The sequence below is a fragment of the Dictyobacter aurantiacus genome, from assembly GCF_003967515.1.
Classification (GTDB): Bacteria; Chloroflexota; Ktedonobacteria; order Ktedonobacterales; family Ktedonobacteraceae; genus Dictyobacter; species Dictyobacter aurantiacus.
Genome location: NZ_BIFQ01000001.1, coordinates 2,746,401 through 2,763,756 on the forward strand (window position 1 = coordinate 2,746,401; position 17,356 = coordinate 2,763,756).

Annotated in this window: 11 protein-coding genes; 6 read left to right on the top strand and 5 right to left on the bottom strand. The window is 54.6% G+C overall.

The features are described from left to right. Window positions 1-173 precede the first annotated feature (173 nt). The 3 genes from KTT_RS11025 to KTT_RS11035 all read left to right on the top strand — a co-directional run bounded on the left by KTT_RS11025 (window position 174) and on the right by KTT_RS11035 (window position 4,010). Window positions 174-1,022: a TRM11 family SAM-dependent methyltransferase gene (locus KTT_RS11025; RefSeq protein ID WP_126596024.1), complete on the top strand. Its 849-nt coding sequence runs from the start codon at window positions 174-176 to the stop codon at window positions 1,020-1,022. Between the two features lie 100 nt (window positions 1,023-1,122). Beyond that, complete coding sequence (locus KTT_RS11030) at window positions 1,123-3,099, top strand: DUF6909 family protein (RefSeq protein WP_174844786.1); 1,977 nt, start codon at window positions 1,123-1,125, stop codon at window positions 3,097-3,099. Between the two features lie 317 nt (window positions 3,100-3,416). Continuing rightward, window positions 3,417-4,010 carry an HAD-IA family hydrolase gene (locus KTT_RS11035; RefSeq protein WP_126596025.1) on the top strand — a complete coding sequence of 198 codons (594 nt, stop codon included), beginning with the start codon at window positions 3,417-3,419 and terminating at the stop codon, window positions 4,008-4,010. A gap of 128 nt (window positions 4,011-4,138) precedes the next feature. On the opposite strand, the gene KTT_RS11040 is transcribed toward KTT_RS11035, so the two are convergent. Then, window positions 4,139-5,434 (bottom strand): hydroxymethylglutaryl-CoA lyase-like TIM-barrel protein, encoded by a 1,296-nt coding sequence (locus KTT_RS11040; RefSeq protein ID WP_126596026.1) that lies wholly within the window; start codon window positions 5,432-5,434, stop codon window positions 4,139-4,141. 253 nt (window positions 5,435-5,687) lie between these two features. Then, window positions 5,688-6,962: a hypothetical protein gene (locus KTT_RS11045; protein ID WP_126596027.1), complete on the bottom strand. Its 1,275-nt coding sequence runs from the start codon at window positions 6,960-6,962 to the stop codon at window positions 5,688-5,690. Between the two features lie 206 nt (window positions 6,963-7,168). Here KTT_RS11045 and KTT_RS11050 point away from each other — a divergent pair, with 206 nt between their 5' ends. After that, complete coding sequence (locus tag KTT_RS11050; protein ID WP_126596028.1) at window positions 7,169-8,128, top strand: ring-cleaving dioxygenase; 960 nt, start codon at window positions 7,169-7,171, stop codon at window positions 8,126-8,128. A gap of 2 nt (window positions 8,129-8,130) precedes the next feature. Next, window positions 8,131-8,796, top strand: a complete 666-nt coding sequence (locus tag KTT_RS11055; protein WP_126596029.1) for an alpha/beta hydrolase — start codon at window positions 8,131-8,133, stop codon at window positions 8,794-8,796. Window positions 8,797-8,865: 69 nt separating this feature from the next. On the opposite strand, the gene KTT_RS11060 is transcribed toward KTT_RS11055, so the two are convergent. Further along, entirely contained in the window at window positions 8,866-11,286 is a 2,421-nt protein-coding gene (locus KTT_RS11060; protein ID WP_160145796.1) for a serine/threonine protein kinase, read from the bottom strand. Between the two features lie 391 nt (window positions 11,287-11,677). On the opposite strand from KTT_RS11060, the gene KTT_RS11065 reads away from it, so the two are divergent. Further along, window positions 11,678-15,454, top strand: coding sequence for a BACON domain-containing protein (locus tag KTT_RS11065; protein ID WP_126596031.1), 3,777 nt, complete (start codon window positions 11,678-11,680; stop codon window positions 15,452-15,454). Between the two features lie 19 nt (window positions 15,455-15,473). On the opposite strand, the gene KTT_RS11070 is transcribed toward KTT_RS11065, so the two are convergent. Both KTT_RS11070 and scpB read right to left on the bottom strand, forming a co-directional pair. Beyond that, a complete protein-coding gene (locus KTT_RS11070; protein WP_126596032.1) occupies window positions 15,474-16,403 on the bottom strand; it encodes a deoxyribonuclease IV in 930 nt (309 codons plus the stop codon). A gap of 25 nt (window positions 16,404-16,428) precedes the next feature. Then, window positions 16,429-17,034: an SMC-Scp complex subunit ScpB gene (scpB, locus tag KTT_RS11075; protein ID WP_218030869.1), complete on the bottom strand. Its 606-nt coding sequence runs from the start codon at window positions 17,032-17,034 to the stop codon at window positions 16,429-16,431. Window positions 17,035-17,356 lie beyond the last annotated feature (322 nt).

Here is a 17,356-nt window from a genome sequence, read left to right on the forward strand (position 1 = left end):
TAGGGGGAAATGTCAGGCATGGGGACACCCAACATTTTAGTAATATCTCCTCTCAATAGTGTACGCTAAAATAGCCTGTTTTGGCGCGATAATTTATGATTATCAATACCTTTGTGGGATTATCGCGGGATAATGCCGGTCGGCGTTAACCGCTTTTTACTGGGAGTGGTACCGTGGAAAATGATGATATTTCGACGCGGAATGCTTTGAATGAATTGACTGGTGCAGAGTGGCTCTATTTCACGAAAAGCGTTATCACAACTGCGTATCCTTCCGAATACGGACACCATCTGCGTAAAGCCCATGGCGCCAATAAGCCTCCTCAATTGATGTGCCAGTTGATCGAGTTTTTTACCAAGCCCGGCGGGAAAGTGCTTGATCCCTTCGCCGGCGTCGGGGGTACCTTGATCGGCGCCTCCATCTGTCGCAAGGCGCGCCAGGCTCTGGGCATTGAAATCAATCAGAAATGGATAGATATATATAAACTTATTCTGTCCGAGAGTCAGGGAGCGATCCAGCCGCAGACGCTGGTCCGTGGTGATAGCCTCCACATCTTGCCGACACTGGATCCGACCTCCTTTGATTTTATCGTGACCGATCCTCCTTATAATATTCACCTGGAAAAGACGATGGTCAACGGCCGTTATGCTGAGACCTACTCTAATCGGCGCACCGACTATGATATGCGTTCAACCGACCCTGCCGACCTCGCTAATCTTGCCAGCTATGAAGCGTATCTGGATGCGATGGAGCAGGTTTTCTGCCATTGCTATACATTGCTCAAACCACAAAAATATATGGCGATCATCGTGCGCAACGCCTATCAGCATGGCGAGTATATATTTACGCATGTGGATCTGGCGCGCCGCGCCCGGCTGCATGGCTTTGTGCCGAAAGGCGAGATTATCTGGTACCAGGCGGGTACGCGCCTGCGACCGTATGGGTATCCCTTCGCTTATATTCCCAATATCGCCCATCAATATATTGTCGTTTTACAAAAACCTAAGCAATTGGTCGTATAACCTTCTGATTTTCTCCCCATTGTGTTGGTGTACGCGCTATAATAGATGAAACATATTGACCATACGTTACCCTCCTGCCTCAGAGAAGAGGAGCACATTTATGCCATATAAACGCAAGTCCGAAGACCAACATAATAATGAAAATCATTCCCTGAAGCATGTCCCTCGCGATGAAACGGCCGGTGATCAGCACATGGAGGATGAGGTGCTGATTGAGCAGAATCGGCATGCCGCTACCATGACCCCGGGCCTGGAACATGGTGAGAAGTATCATGCGGCCGGCAAACGCGATGTTGAGCTCTACATCCGCACCTACAATACGCTGCTGCGCAGCTCTGGCGAGATTAATTTGAAGGCCTTGATACAGGCGCACTATAATATCGATTCAAGCCTCCATCCCGATGCACGTAAACCCTACCCGGATATGTCGGCGTTTATCTATAGCGTATTGCGCTTACCTGATGTCATTAATCAGTGCGAACTGGTGCTGTTGGGTCAGTCTGAGGAGGTTTTTCTTCAGCAAGGTTTTCATGTCAACAAGTGGCAGGCTGTAACGGCCTCCGCGCGCCGTCGTAAGTGGTTTTATAATGGCAAGAAGACGCTTGCCGCCTATGTTGCCAGCGTCAGCGATACAGATGACATTGTTCCCGTACTGGTGGCTTTCCAGATCGAATGGAACAAAATGTATTATCTGCTGAAGGAAGATCCCACTACGATGCAGCTTTTGGAGACCCAGGTGGATCCGGGGTCGCCGGTGTTTGCTGAGATCAGCAAGGTTTTGCGTCAGCGGCTGCATATCGCGGAGGATGACTGGCAACGCCTGCAGGTCATCTGGGGCGACCATCTGTGGGAGAAATTACACGAGATCGGCTCTCAGAAGAAGAGCTTTAATCTGCGCATGCTGGGCGGCTCACACGTTGGATATGTGAAGGCCACGCGCAAGTGGTGGGCGCCGGTGCGCAGTTTGCTGGATACCCTGGGGCAGCCGGATCGCCCGGTCTACTTCGTTTCCAGCAACACCCATAGCCTGATCAATCTGCTCTCGGGCTTCTCGTTGCGCAACGAGAAGGCGTTGATCGAGTTCGCACGCAGCGGCGCGGACCCGTACCTGGCTGAGGAGTGCGCGAAGATTCAAGAGGGGACCGTGCCGGGCAACTGGCAGAATTTCCTGTATTTTGCGACTCGTGAGTGGTTGAAAACTTCGGCTGGTCGCGAGGCTGCTCGTGCACGCCTGCAGGAGGCGCAGGATCGTGGTATCTGGCATGTGGGTGCTCGCCATGGGTTGGAGATCGATGCTCAGGTCTTTGAATTGTCCAAACTTATTCCCTCCGAGATTGATCCTCGTAGCCGCATGTCTGGCATGGATGTCCTGAAGAAGAGCGACGCGATCATTCTCAATATCGATTATCCTCTAGGTATGGCCGCTTATCGGATGATGCGTGAGATTATGGAGAATCTCTCCCAGATCTGCGGTATCTATGTGCTGGGCAAGGCGGCAACCCTTAACGGCAGCATCGGTGATGTGATGATCTCTAACGTCATTATGGATGAGCACAGCCAGAATACCTACTGGTTCGATAATACGTTCCGCGCCAACGAGGTTCAGCCTTACCTGATTTATGGTTCCGTGCTGGACAATCAGAAGGCCGTGTCCGCCAAAGGGACCTATCTGCAGAATCGCCAGTACCTGGACTTCTACTACCAGTCCAACTATACCGTCGTTGAGATGGAGGGTGGACCTTACCTGAACGCGATCTACGAAGATCAGTATCTGACCCGCTATCCCACCGATGATAATATCAATCTGCTCAGCCTGCCCTATGAACTGGGCATCCTGCACTATGCCTCAGATACTCCGTACACACGCGGCAAGAACCTTGGAGCTGGTAGCCTGTCCTATTTTGGTATGGACTCTACCTATGCCGGTACGGTCGCCATTGTGCGGCGCATCTTTGCCAATGAGATCGCGGCCATTCAACGCCGCCTGACTCATCCCCTGGATGAAGCTCTGGCCCCCCTCCCGGATGAGGGTGTGCCGGCCGCAGAACAGGCAGATAAAAAGACCAGGGCCGTGTAACCCCATCAATGTTCATGTGAGTTGGTGCAGCAGGGACGTGTAACCCATCAATGTTCATATGAGTTGGTGCAGCAGGGACGTGTAACCCATCAATGTTCATATGAGTTGGTGCAGCAGGGACGTGTAACCCATCAATGTTCATATGAGTTGGTGCAGCAGGGACGTGTAACCCATCAATGTTCATATGAGTTGGTGCAGCAGGGGCGCATTCGCGCCCCTGCTGCACCAACTCACAAAATCAGTGCGGCCGCGTAGCGGCCGCCTGTGCGGGGGCGCGCACATATCCCCATGAAGAAAATAAGACAGGAGGTCTTTGCATGCTTCAAATCTTGTTGTTTGACATAGATGGCGTTCTGGCCAACGGCGAAGCATTTTCCAGGCACCTCGAACGAGATTATGGCATCTCCCCCGCGATGACTGCCCCCTTTTTCCAGGAAAAATTTCTGGCCTGCCTGACTGGTTCGGCCGATCTGAAAACAGAGATCGCACCCTACCTTCAGCAATGGGGCTGGACTCAATCGGTGGATGCCCTGCTCGATTACTGGTTTACCTGTGAGCACGTCATCGATGCTCCGCTGGTGGCCTTTATCCAGCAATTGCGCCAGCGAGGCATCCGCTGCTACCTGGCCACCCAGCAGGAAAAATACCGCACGGCGTACATCCTGGAAAAGATGGGATTTGCGCGCGACTTCGATGGCATGTTCTCTTCCGCTGACCTCGGCGTCTTGAAAAGGGATGTCGCCTTCTTCCAGCGTATTCTGGATGTTCTCCCCACCATCGATCCATCGAATGTTCTTTTCTGGGATGATACCCCTCTCAACGTAGAAGTAGCCCGCCAGGCTGGCATCCAGGCCGAAATCTATACGGATTTCCCCCATTTCCAGCAGACTATCCAGGCTTACGGCCTGTAAATATACCTCTGATTTCGTGCCTGTGAAACATATGGATATATCATGTGGGGTTGATGTGCTGGTTGCGCCATGGCGCAACCAGCACATCAACCCCACATGATAGCAGGGCGGTCGCCCGTGCGCGGGCACTACGCCCGATTAATAATCGGTTCGATCTCCTCCCATTCGACACTGGTCTGACGCCCCGCATCAAACTCTTGCATGAGCCAGGCGTAAGCTTTCTGTATCTGGGCATCGTCTTTAGAAAGTTCGCGCCCCGTATGCTGTCGCACCAGGAAGATCAGACCCGCCAGGCCGCTTTCTTTGGTGAGGGAGACCTCCAGCGGCCTATCCAATAGCTCGGGTACGTTGAAAGGGGCGTACATCCACCAGAATTTGTTGAGTCCATCAGCATGTACGCCCGCTCTGGTGCGATGGGCGTCGCGCCCATAGAGCGGATACTTCGGTGGAACCGGCTCGTTCATCTCATCATACAGCCGCACCAGCTCATTTAGAGCCGGGAAGCATGGTTGCTGCTTCTGATAGTATCCCATGCCGATCAGATGCAGCAGGATGGCCTCCAGGGGCGCGTTGCCGGTTCTTTCACCTTTGCCCAGTGAGGTGCCATTGATGACGCTGCAGCCAGTTCGCACAGCCGCCAGGCAGTTGGCGACGACGAGCCATGTGTCGTTGTGGGGATGAAATTCGAGGTCGCTGGACTGTAGGCCCAGCCTGTGCATCTCCTGAAAGATCCGAGGTATGCTGCGTGGCAACGCCACATCTTCGAACGGCAGACCCAGTCCCATGGTGTCGCAGACGCGAAACTTCGGACGTAGTTCGGGTCCGTAGGATGCGCTGATCTCCTGCACGTTCTGAATAAAAGGGCGCATGAAATCCATTGAGGCACGCGTGGCATCCTCCAGATGAAGCCTGGGACGAATGCCAGCGTCCAGCGTCATCTTTACCGCGTCCAGGTAGGTCTGCGCGGCCTGGTTGCGGCCGCCAGGCTTGAATTTGTGGAATGTATGGTAATCCGAGGCTGAGGCCAGCATCCCCGTCTCGCGGATACCCAGGCTTTGAATCAGCACAACATCTTTAGCGGTTGCTCGTATCCATGTTGTTGGCTCTATAGGAGCGCCACCCCGATAGCGTTCAAGCGCGCCCTCCAGCGCTGTCCGGTCCGAGGTACGATAAACAAAGAACTCCGCCTGCCTGATCGCTCCCGAATTTGCTGTGAAGCGGCAGAGGATATCATAGATCTTCAAACTCTGCTCAGTTGAAAGGGGAAGGCCTCCCTGCTGACCATCACGATGGGTTGTCTCGGTGGTCCAGGCATCATCGGGCAGCGTAGCAGGCCGCTCGGCCCAATCGTATGTAGGAAACGCATCGCGTGGAAAGCTCTTCAGAAAATACTCCGGCTCGTCCGGCTCAGGAATAGTGTGCATCTTCTCTCTCCTTTGATAAGCAAGCTGCATATTCAACTTTCTTTCTTCCTTCCTAATAGTTGTACGAGATTACTCGATAAAAGTCAATTGATTTTGACTCTAATCGATATTACTAGATTTATATCGATTTCCGCAGCGCGCTGATCACTATACATGAGTTTCACATGGGCAGAAGGCTAAAGCCAATGGACCTGGATTGCCTATGGTGGATTGAGGTGAACAATTAGGGCTGGGAGGTTGTGTATGTCGGGCTTTAACGCCAGATCAGGGTATCTTCATTGCCGGGGATGCGCTCGCTCCCCTCTTCGGGAGCCTGCCTCCAGGCACAGCGCACTTCCTGTTGTGCTATCAACTCCTGCAGGCAGCGATCATATTCCTGGACGGTGAACTGCCCGAAGTTGTCGAGGATAAGCTGTTGGCGTAGATCGGGCCAGCGGCGGATGCGCGTAGCGACCCCCTGTCGCTGAATCTGTTCGCGCAGCTGCCGCAGCGCCTCGTCCAGGCGCTTTTGATCTTGCTGTGCGAACCAGTCCTCGCTCAGGACGCCCTGGTAGCTCTGTCGATAGGTGCGACGGCGGTACTGGCAGAGTGCGTCGTTCATGATCAGCAGGCCGTCAGAACGCCGGGTAGCGTAGATCAGGGTGTAGGGAAGGGAGGTGACGCTGGCGGGACCGTTCTGGACGGGCAGATCAATACTCTGGGGTGACCACTGGAAGTGCCTGCGCATCGATGTAATAAACATGCGTGCGAAGCCCTGTATATCCACTTTCTCTTTGGCGTTCAGCGTTTTCCAGCGGTCGCTGCGCAGCAGAGCGGTCAGTGCATTGGCCTGCGCTGTATGTGTGGTCGCCGAACGCAGATGATGCTCGATCTGTTTATGCGCCAGTAAGAAGCACAATTCGGTTGGTCCGGTCCGCTTATATAGGGGAGCCAGGTCATCATAGCTGAACGTGGTTGGACCCAGTGGATCGAGCAGAAAGATGGTCGGCGATTGTTCGATCTCCCTGAGCAGGCAACTGGCGGCGTCCAGCCAGCTGGTCGCAATGATGCCGCTCTCCTTGCTCAAGGTGGGGCTGTCGTCATTGCTCTGCTTACTTTCGCGCAAGCGGCGTGTGCTGCTGCCAGCACTGAGGAGCAGGGTGTGCAAGGCGATGGGACAGTCCTCCTGGGCCAGTGCCTGCGTCAGCATGGCTCCGGGTTGTAGCGCTGCTGGCAAAGCCATGTCCGCGTTTTTTTTTCGGCCCTTTCCATTCCTGGAGGGTGAATGAACCTGCTCATCCGGTACGCGCAGACTTTTCGCTGTATATCCCCCCAGCGCATCAATCCAGTAGCAGTGGCGGAAGATGCGACTGGCCCCCAGCGAGCGGCAGTAGGCGGCCCCGAAGTCCTCCAGCAGCCAGCTTCGCAGCAACGACAAAGCGGCGCGATCCGAAAGGCGGCGCGCGCCACGTATGGCCGCTATATGACCGTTTTCAGTTGCGCCTGTTAGTGTTTGATCGTGTTCGTCTGTGTTCGTCCATAGGTTCATCTTGTGCGTATTCTACCACAAAGATACCCATCATTTCGCTACCATCGCGCTTATAATTTTTGTAACTTGACAAATTCAAAAACCTATGATAAGTTACTATCAAAATAAAAGTAACTATGCTGCAATGGTTTAGGAATAAACAGAACACAATTATTGTAATTACTATTGTAACTAATAGTGGAGTGGAGCTCCACAGGAGAAATGAAATGGAAAATCATGTTTTAGGCATTCATCATGTGACGGCGATCACTGATGATCCACAGCGCAACGTCGATTTTTACGCGGGCATTTTAGGTTTGCGTTTTGTTAAGAAGACGGTTAATTTTGACGCTCCTGATACCTATCACTTTTATTATGGTGATGATATCGGGCGTCCAGGTACCATCCTGACGTTCTTTTCCTGGCCTGGCTACCCTAAAGGCCGCCCTGGGACCGGCGAGGTGTCGGCGATCGCGTTCTCTATTCCTGAGTCCGCGCTGACGTACTGGCAGGATCGCCTGTCGCGCAACGGTGTGACGGTCAATGGCCCTATTCCACGCTTTGATGACCAGGTGTTGCTGTTCAGCGATCCCGATGGTTTGCCACTGGAACTGGTGGCGCATCGCGGAGCCGATCAGGGTTCCGTCTGGACCGAAGGACCGGTTCCCGCTGAATATGCTACTCGTGGCTTCCATAGTGTTACCCTGTCGGTAGCTTACACGGAAGCGACTACAAAGGTGCTGACCGATGTGCTGGGCTTCCATCCGGTGGCGCAGCTGGGCAACCGCTTCCGCTACACGGTGGGTGACTCGGGCATGGCTACCCTGGTGGATGTGCTGGCGCTACCGAATGGCCGCCGCGGCATGGGGGCGGTCGGCTCCGTCCATCACGTGGCCTGGCGCACAGCGACCGATGAGTACCAGGCGGCGTGGCGGCAGAAGATCGGCGAGGCGGGATTGAATGTGACGCCGATTCTGGATCGCAATTACTTCCATTCGATCTACTTCCGCGAGCCAAGTGGTGTATTGTTTGAGATCGCTACCGATCAACCTGGATTCCCGGTCGATGAGGATCCATCTGAATTAGGGACCCACTTGAAATTGCCTGAATGGCTGGAGCCGCGCCGGGCTGAATTGGAGCATGCATTGCCAGCTATCACACTTCCAACCAGTGAACAGGGTAAATAGTTATGTCTACCAATGAGAAAAATATTACCGGCCAGGAGCTGGTTGGCTATGTCCATCGTTTTATCGCTGCTTCGGGATCGGTTGCTGATCAGCAGCCGACGCCTACCCTGTTATTGCTACACGGCACTGGCGGTACCGAGGAGGATCTGCTGAGTCTGGGGAATATGCTGTTCCCGGGCGCGGCCATGCTGAGTCCGCGTGGCAACGTGTTGGAGGATGGCATGTCACGCTTTTTCCGCCGCCTGGCGGAAGGTGTCTTTGACCTGGATGACTTACACCGGCGGACGGGAGAGCTTACGGCCTTCGTGCGTGCCGCCGCCGAAACCTACCACTTTGATCCTTCTAATGTCATCGCGGTTGGTTATTCGAATGGCGCTAATATCGCCGCCAGTATGCTGTTAAGCTCACCTGGCGTGCTGCGTGGAGCTATCCTGCTGCGCCCAATGGTGCCTTTCATTCCGGATCAGTTACCTGATCTTTCCGGCACCTCCGTTTTCGTGAGCGCCGGACGCATGGATCCCATTGTGCCGCAGGCCCAGACGGAGCAATTGATCCAACTGCTGCAACAGGCTGGCGCCAGCGTGCACGCGAACTGGCTCAACGGCGGCCATGGCATCGGCCTCGAAGACGTTCGCGCGGCCCGCTCCTGGCTTGTCACCAATCTCTGACACCCTTCTAAGAAAGCAGATAAAAAAGAAGCGCTGGATGAGCTTTTAAGCTCATCCAGCGCTTCTTTTTTATCTCCAGACTTTGGCCTGGCTGAAGATGACGTTGGTGGCGGTATTGGTGGGTGAGTCGACCCCGGTGTCGTTTCCCCCCGTGGCCAGAACGCCGATATGACCGCTGGTAAATGGCGCGCTGATCTGGTCAGTGATGGTACTGACCTTCTGCTGATTGACGAACAGTGTAAAGGTATCACCATTGGCGACGACGGCCAGAGTGTTTTTGATGTTGAGGCCCGACTTAAATGAAGTCAGCGCTGGTTTTCCCAGCTTATAGCCATCTATAGGATTGGCGCAGCCAGCGGCGGCGGTACATTTTTGCAGCGTGTAGTTGCCGCTGGCATAGATTTCGAAAAAGTAGTATTCCTTTGTGCTGACGTTGCCACGGAAAACGATCCCCGCACCGCTAAAGCGCTGGCCGATCGCAACGAATTTCATATCCACCTGGTACGTGAAGTTGCTATACGTGTCCTTGTTTTCGAAACACATCGTTGGCTCTAGCGCGGGCGCTATTATCCTGTAACCTTGATTCGTGAATGCGCACGTGCCAGCGGTGATGGCGGTTGAGTCTGCCCCCTCCTGCCAGGTATGGTGGTTGCTGGTAAGGGGATCATTAAGTACCAGCGATCCGGTGCCATTTGTATCATAAGGATTGGTGGTTGCCTGCTTGATGCGTGCGGTCTGTGTGGCTTTGGCGGCCGCCGCGCTCTGGCCACCATTAGTGGTTGACGGGGCCTCTGTGGCATTTTGCTGCTGCGTATCCTGTTGCACTACACTATTGCTCGCGAATAGCGAGATACCCACACCTCCAAGGATGATGAGGAGCGCGACGAGAATGATTACCAGCCTGTTCTGCGGCGATTCCCACACCGGTTTCCTGTTCGCTACTGGCTCATCGTCATCGTTCGTTTTAAAGGCAAACTTCGCCGCTATCTGCTCGTCTCGGGCCCGAGCTATCTGGTGGGCATCTCTGGTGCTCCAGGCGACGTCTGGAGGTTGTTGTTGCGCCGTAGGCCCTGCTAGCGGCGCTGAACGAGGACCTGATATTGAACCCGGAGTCTCTGGTATTTTTTCTGCCGCGTGTGAGCCGCTACTGTTCATCGATTGCTGCAGGGCAGCCATCAAGGCTGGATTGGCCTGGGAAATTGGACGCGCTCCCAGCGGAGGGACCTGCCCACGCGGCGAGCGCTCGCTTGGGAAAAGGGGAGGATCGGCCGGAAATACTGGCAGATTCTGCTGCGAAACTGGACCCGGTCCTGGAAACGTGGGGAGATTTCCCTGCGATAGCGACCGCTCTGGAACTGACCGCATGTTTGAGAATGAATTCCTGGTTCCCGAGTTGAACTGATGCGGTGTAATGGGAGGCGTGTTGGCGAAATCCGTTGGCGGCAGAGGGGGACGCAGGCGCTCAGACTGCGATATTGCCGCCGGCGCCTGTCCCAGCCCTCCGGTATATCTGGTATCGGATGCCACCGTTTCATTTGTCGAATTTCTTATAGTTTCTCCTGGCGATGCATAATTGTTTTCATTCGATGGATGGGATTGCGAATTTGCATATATGTATTTATCGGAGCTGCGACCGCTATTTCCGGTCTGAAATGGCATTTTAAACGTGTATTGCTTGCTTGATAGGCACGCCTCTTCAAGGGACAACGCGAAATCGCGTACCGTAGGAAAGCGCTTCTGTGGATCCTTTTCTAATGCGCGCATAATGACTTTTTCGATTTCGAGAGGTGTCTGGGGCGCCTTGTCCCGCATCGGTGGTGGGGGAGCCAATACCTGCTGGCTGGCGATCTCGAAGAATGAGCCATGGAATGGACAGTCGCCGGTTACCCATTCATAGGCGATGATACCGAGCGCATACTGATCGCTGGCGGGTTTGGGCTTGCCCTGTAGTTGTTCTGGCGCCATGTAGGCGGCTGTACCAGCGGTTTCGGTTGGTGAGCGCGAGTTCGAGTTGTAAGCGATCAATGCCAGCCCAAAATCACTCAGCAGCACCTCGTCATTGTGGCTGAGGAGCATATTTTCCGGCTTCACATCACGATGGATAAGTTTTTTGTCGTGCCCATATTGCAGCGCCGCCGCGGTCTGCTTTATATATGGAACCAGTGGGGCCGCGGGCAGTGGTCGACCCTGCAAGAAACGCTGGCGAAATGTTCCGTTTGGTGCATAATCCATGACCAGGAATGGGGTGTTGTCTTGAATGCCAAAGTCCAGGACGCGAATTATATAAGGATGGACCAGGTGTGCGATGGTGCGTGCCTCGTTGAGGAAGTTTTGCTTGTTATTCTCGCCCAGGCGCACCTGGAGGATTTTTATCGCTGCCTGTGTTCGCAGATGGATATGTTCAGCCAGGTAGACATCGGCAAACCCCCCCTGCCCTACCTGGCGTAATATTTTATAATTTCCCAGTTGTTGACCGGTACGGTCTTCCATTTCTATATCCTCCGGCACGTGTGCACGTAGAATTATCGTCTCATCGTAGTGTAAAAACGAATATCTGGCAATATGATGGTGTTTTCTGGCTCTATTCAGTACGTAAAGGCTATTCCCCGGCCCTCCGTTCATTCTCCCAGAATGACGTAGAGGGAGAGTTGCTGCCCCTGCACTCCGCTCCCTCCTCAAGGACGCAGAGGCTATTATTTTCAATATGATCAGCTTGCTTTCCGGCCCGGAAGTTAACATGTAAATTTAATACACATGTGTCGTTGTACTGATATAGATGGTATTTCTATGCAAAAGTAGAGTTGACAGTACTCATGATCTTCCGTACACTTCATGTATAGGGGTATGTGCCTTTTAACGTGAGGTAAGGGGGCTGCCATCTTTGAATAGAATTCATTGCCCACATTGTGATACACCATTACCGAAAAAGACGTCTGCCTATTGCGCCCTGTGTGGCGAATCATTTTTATCGCATACGGCGATCGCAGATGCTGATGAGGCGACTGAGGTGGTGATGCGCCCCAGTACGGCCCCGGTATTACGTGCTGCTCGCGTCAATATTCCAGCTGAGCAAGAAAGCACCTTGCCCGACAATGCTGTATCCGCTCAGACTCGTGAGCAGAGGACGCGTTCAAAAGTGCTGGTAGCCTCTTCCACCTATGACTCCATTACGGAGCCCACGCGCCTGCTGACCTGGCAAAAAGTTGTGGAGACTCCTGATCGTCCTGTCGCGGTATATCCTCCACGCCCCCCGTTACCTTTGCAATCATTGCCGGTGCTGCGTCACCTGCCTTATAGCTGGTTCGCGCTACCGCGTGTATTATTTGGGCCCAGATCCATCTTCTGGATCTGCCTGGTGCTGGTCTGCGTGCTGGTTGGCGGCGGCACTCTGGGAATGGTCGAGGCCTTCAAGCATAACCCTTCGGGGAATGGTCTGCTTTCGGGACCATCACTACAGGTTACTCCTACCAGTGCCGATGTGGGGGCTATTCTCTCTCTCTCCGGCAGTGGTCTGTCGCCCCGTACGCTGATCGGGCTTTTCCGGGATAATGCTATTCCGATCAGTGATACGAATAATGCGCCGGAAATCTATACCGATGCAAGTGGGACGATCAATGATACCGTCATTATTGGTTCAGATTGGGGTGGTGGGCCGCATACGATTGTCTTAGAAGATGCTCATACCCATCGCTATATCTCGACTCCTATTCAGGTGACTGGCAACATCGGGCCATTGCGCCCGGCCCACCTGCATCTGTCCGCGAATGATCTGGATTTCGCGGCCGGAGATCAGGCTACGAATACACTGAAGAAGATCTCCCTGTGGAATAGCGGGGCTGGCCAGGTGACGTGGCAGGCGACTACTACTCAGCCCTGGCTGATGTTGAGCCCACAGGGGGGAACCCTTTCCGCCAATGTGCCGCCCACGGATGTGATGGTGGCTGTGAATCGCGCGGACCTGCAGCCGGGCGAGTATACGGCCCAGGTGCTCTTTTCTTCGAGCGCGGGTGATAGTAAGCTACCGGTAAAAATGCAGGTGGTGCCGCTGCAGACAGGTCATGATCCTGTGCTACAGTTGTCGCCCGCGCTCTTATCCTTTACGGGGACGGATGGCGGCGCTAATCCAGATCCGGAGGTCATTACGGTGAGCAATCCTGGTGCCCTGCCTTTGAATTGGAAGGCCAGCTCCAATGTTCCCTGGCTGAACATTTCTGCTTCCAATACACAGGTGGCGCCTTCGGGTAGTTCGACCGCCACTGTTAAGGTTGATACGAGCTCTCTCTTGCCTGGAACGCATAGCGCCCGCATTACCTTTACCGGTACCGGATCTACGTCTGTGCTGCATAGTATTCAGAGTGTCTATGTGAGTGTGACCATCACGCCCAATTGTAGTCTGCAGGTCTCTCCTGGCATACTCGCCCTAACCAGCATCTATCAGCAGAGCGGCCGTGCCTCGCAGACAATTGCGTTGGGTCAGACCCAGAGTTGCGCGGGCCCGGTCTCGTGGAGCGCGAAGAGTAATACATCCTGGCTGTCGGTCGATCAGACGCATGGGACGACGCCGGCATCACCGACGGTGATCGCCAATCCGGCGGGCCTTGATGCGGGCAGTCATAGCGGTTCGATTACCTTTAGCTCCAGCTATGGAACCCAGGTGGTGCTGGTTAGCCTGATGGTTAATCGCCCGAATGCGCCATCGTTAAGCCTGGGATCGGCGATCCTCTCTTTTAACGCTAATGCCAGCGGTGCCAGTCCACCGGCTCAGATTCTCAGTCTGAAGAATAACGGTGGGGCTCCCCTTTCCTGGTCGGCGTCAGCGACTACGCTGGCGGGTGGTAACTGGCTGCAATTGAGCCAGACTTCTGGTCAGCTGAATGCTCATCAGTCGGGCTCTATCAGTGTGCAGGCCGCGGTGCTCAATACGATGACGCCTAATACCTATTCAGGTATCATTCGCGTCTATGTGCGCGATGCGACGGGTAAATTGTTATCACAGAATCCGCAGGTAATTCCCGTCAATTTCATGCTGGGAACCGCCTGTACATTGCAGGTTCCTATCCCGCCATTAACGTTTTATGGTGTCGCGAACCAGGTTCAGCTGAGTGGCGCTGGCAATACCAGTTCCGCGCACGCGGTGAGTATGAGCGCGGGTAGTTCCTGTACGAGTAACCTGAACTGGCGTGCCGTTCCAGCTACATCCGATGGGATGAAATGGTTACACGTAACCCCGGATAGCGGTTCGATAGCTCCTACAAAGTCAGCTACAATGCAGGTTAGCGTGACGCTGGCTGGCCTGAAGGCTGGTTCCTATTCAGGCCAGGTGACGTTGAGCGCGACCGATGATAGCCGACGAGTTGTTAGTACGCAGCATATCAATGTCTATCTGACGGTGCAACCTCCCTGTACGTTGCAGTCTCCTTCGGTCGGGGCCCTGGATTTTTCTGCTTCCGGCAGCGGTGCGCCCGCCGCGCAGAGCTTCCAGGTTGGTGTGGTTGGTATGTGCAGTGGCCCGGTAAACCTGGATGTCAGAGGAGATACCTCGACTTCGCCGAACTGGTTGATCATCTCACCTCTGCATGTCGTTCTGCATAGCGGTGAGACCGCGACGTTTACCGTGAAGCCGAGTGCGGCCAGTCTGGCGCGGGGAAAGACGTATTCGGGCTCTGTTTCCCTGTACGCCACCGAGGCCAATGGTATGCCAACTGTGGCCAGTCCGCAGTCTATGAAGGCTAGCCTGAGCCTGGCCGGTACCCCTAAACTGACGGCGGGCTTTGACTCGTCTCATGTGAATACCGTTCCCGGTAAGTCCTCTGAGATGATCGCTATCAATAATACCGGTGATGCACCCCTGGACTGGACTGCTTCTCTGCAGAGTGGTACGCCTGCGTACTTCTCGTTGTCAGCCAATGCGGGTAAGAATCTCGCGGGTGGCGCGAGCGCGAATATAGCATTGCTTGTCGATACTACCAATGCCCCCGCAGGTTCCTATACACCGAGTGTGGATATTAGCGCTACCAATAGTCTGACCGGGACAAGCGTCGGCCAGGTAACCATTACTATGACCATTGTGGTGGTTATGCCGCCCGCGATGAGCGTCGATCAGACCAATCTGTACTTTAACACCGTCGCGGGTAGCGATCCCGCTGATCAATCTGTGGCGATCAGCAATAGTGGTGGGGGAACCCTGAGCTGGACGGCGTCCACTCCTGGTCAGCCGTGGCTGAGCCTGGGATCGACTTCTGGCCTGGTCAATGCCAGTGGCGGCTCGACCCTGGTTTTCAAGGTGAGCGCTAGCGGACTGGCGCCTCAGCCTCAGCCTTATAGTGATTCTGTCACCCTGACTCCATCCGATGGACCTTCCGTGATGGTTCATGTGTATCTGACTGTCACGGCTGCGACGCCACCCCCCACGCCTACTTCGGCAGCCACGCAGGCGCCTACCCCGACACCACAGGTTATGATAACCCCTACGGCGCAGGTGGTTGTAACGCCTGCGTCAGATCCTGGTTCTGCAATGCCTTCTGGAACCGTGGTGTCGGCTCAAACCCCTATCGTTACAACGTCGACACCCGATGTGACTCCGATACAGAATAGGGGTGTTGATTCAGCCGCTGGATCGGTGCAGCAGACCGCTAAAACAGCTACGCCTCAGCATTGATACATGTATCGGTGTGTATCTAGATAAGGTGTATATCGGTGATCATACTTATGTTCTCGCCGTGGGACTGCCATGCCGGTTCAGAGAGTCCGGCCAGTTCTCGGGCGAGGGCGATCTGCTGACTGTCATGTTCCCAGTCTTCTTTGCCGTTTTCGTCCAGCTTGATAGGAGTCTCCATGAGTAGCGCGCTGTGCTGCACCCGTGGATCGCGCAGGAGCGCCTTGAGTCCTTCCTGGCCTATGATGCCTTCTCCCAGTCGGGCGTGTACATCGCGGTGGCTCCCCAGTGCCTTCTCTGTATCATTGAGGTGAATGACCTGCAGCCGTTTCAGACCAAAGGTCTCATCACACTGGTCCAAAACCTTGCGGGCCGACTCAGCGGTCGAGATGTCGTGTCCGGCACCCCATAGATGGGCGGTGTCCAGGCATACTCCCAGCCGTTGCTGGTACTGCGGTAGCTGGTTCAGTACGATGGCGAGGTGGTCAAAACTATGTCCCAGGGAGTTGCCCGCCCCCACATCGTTCTCCAGCAGCAGCATAACTTCCTCGGGCGTCTGAGATAAGATGCGGCCAATGCCCTGTACAATGCGGCCAAGGCCAGCTTCGATACCCGCGCCTCGGTGGCTGCCGGTATGAAAGATAACGTAGCGAGCCCCTAAGAGTGCTCCTCGCTGTAGGGTCCAGCTCAAGAGTGTGACGGATTTTTCCCAGACGACATCGTCGGTAGTACCAAGGTTGATGAGATAAGGCGCGTGCAGCACGATTGGATCGAGCTGACAGGCGCGGGCCGCCTCCGCAAATGTGGCGCAGAGCTGTGGATCGTCGGCGGGCGGACGCCACGCGGTCGGGTTGCTGGCGAAAATCTGGATGGCTTCGCAACCAATCTGCCGAGCCGTCTGGGCAGCTTTAACCATTTTTGAGTTGGTGGGCATGTGGCGGCCGATACGCATAGTTTTTTGTTCCTTATCCTCTGCTTTATTGGGGTGTATGGGTTGCCGTGTCCGGGTTATCCGGGTGATCTTCAACTGGCCTGGATAGCGTGACGCCGGGCAATTCGGCCAGTGATGTCAGGCCGAATTGTTGCAAGAAATCGGCCGTTGTGGCAAAGAGGGCGGGACGGCCTACTATTGGTGCCCGTCCCACTTCTTCTACCAGGCCATGCTGCAGCAGACTCATCAAGGCCCGGTCGCTGTTGACGCCGCGAATGGCTTCAATCTGGTTGCGCGTTAAGGGTTGTCGATAGGCGACCACTGAGAGCGTCTCTAACGCCGCTGAAGTCAGCCTGGCGGTCATCGGAAGACCCAGTAGCGCGGCCACGTAGCGCGCGTTCTCTGGAGCCGTTACAAGCTGAATCTGTTCACCCAGCAATTGCAGGCGTATGCCCCGCTCTTGCTGGCGCAGATCCTGTTCCAGCACCTCTAGCGCGGCTCCTAGTTGCTCCTCGTTTACCATCAGCAGCTTGCGTAGCTCGCCTCGTTCTAAAGGACGTCCCGCCACGAAAAGCAGGCTTTCAATGGCTGCGGCCCGCTCTTTATTCATCTGCTCCCGTCCACCCTGATCATCTAATATCTTCTGCTCCATTGTAGAGAAGAGTATACCATAACCATGGACCCCTGTGTGAAAAAATCACTGTTGGCACGTTACTTATCTATACTTTTATAATATGTCTGAAAGCCATAGTTTCGCGCCTATGGCGCTCAATTTGTTTTAGGCGTTAGTGGGTGCAACACCCTTATGACGCATATCAATTTTAGGAGTTGGTGCAACACCCTTATGACGCATATCAATTTTAGGAGTTGGTGCAACACCATGGGTGGGTGCATTCGCACCCACCCATGGTGTTGCACCAACTCCTAAAAAACAGGGCGGCTGCGCAAGCAGCCAGCCGCCCGAGCGGGGGCTA

Bases quoted from the DNA above. Each gene is read 5' to 3' on its own strand.
- KTT_RS11055 (WP_126596029.1), top strand. From the start codon at position 8,131: ATGTCTACCAATGAGAAAAATATTACCGGCCAGGAGCTGGTTGGCTAT.
- KTT_RS11070 (WP_126596032.1), bottom strand. From the start codon at position 16,403: ATGCGTATCGGCCGCCACATGCCCACCAACTCAAAAATGGTTAAAGCT.
- KTT_RS11030 (WP_174844786.1), top strand. From the start codon at position 1,123: ATGCCATATAAACGCAAGTCCGAAGACCAACATAATAATGAAAATCAT.
- KTT_RS11035 (WP_126596025.1), top strand. From the start codon at position 3,417: ATGCTTCAAATCTTGTTGTTTGACATAGATGGCGTTCTGGCCAACGGC.
- KTT_RS11050 (WP_126596028.1), top strand. From the start codon at position 7,169: ATGGAAAATCATGTTTTAGGCATTCATCATGTGACGGCGATCACTGAT.
- KTT_RS11040 (WP_126596026.1), bottom strand. From the start codon at position 5,434: ATGCACACTATTCCTGAGCCGGACGAGCCGGAGTATTTTCTGAAGAGC.
- KTT_RS11060 (WP_160145796.1), bottom strand. From the start codon at position 11,286: ATGGAAGACCGTACCGGTCAACAACTGGGAAATTATAAAATATTACGC.
- scpB (WP_218030869.1), bottom strand. From the start codon at position 17,034: ATGGAGCAGAAGATATTAGATGATCAGGGTGGACGGGAGCAGATGAAT.
- KTT_RS11045 (WP_126596027.1), bottom strand. From the start codon at position 6,962: ATGAACCTATGGACGAACACAGACGAACACGATCAAACACTAACAGGC.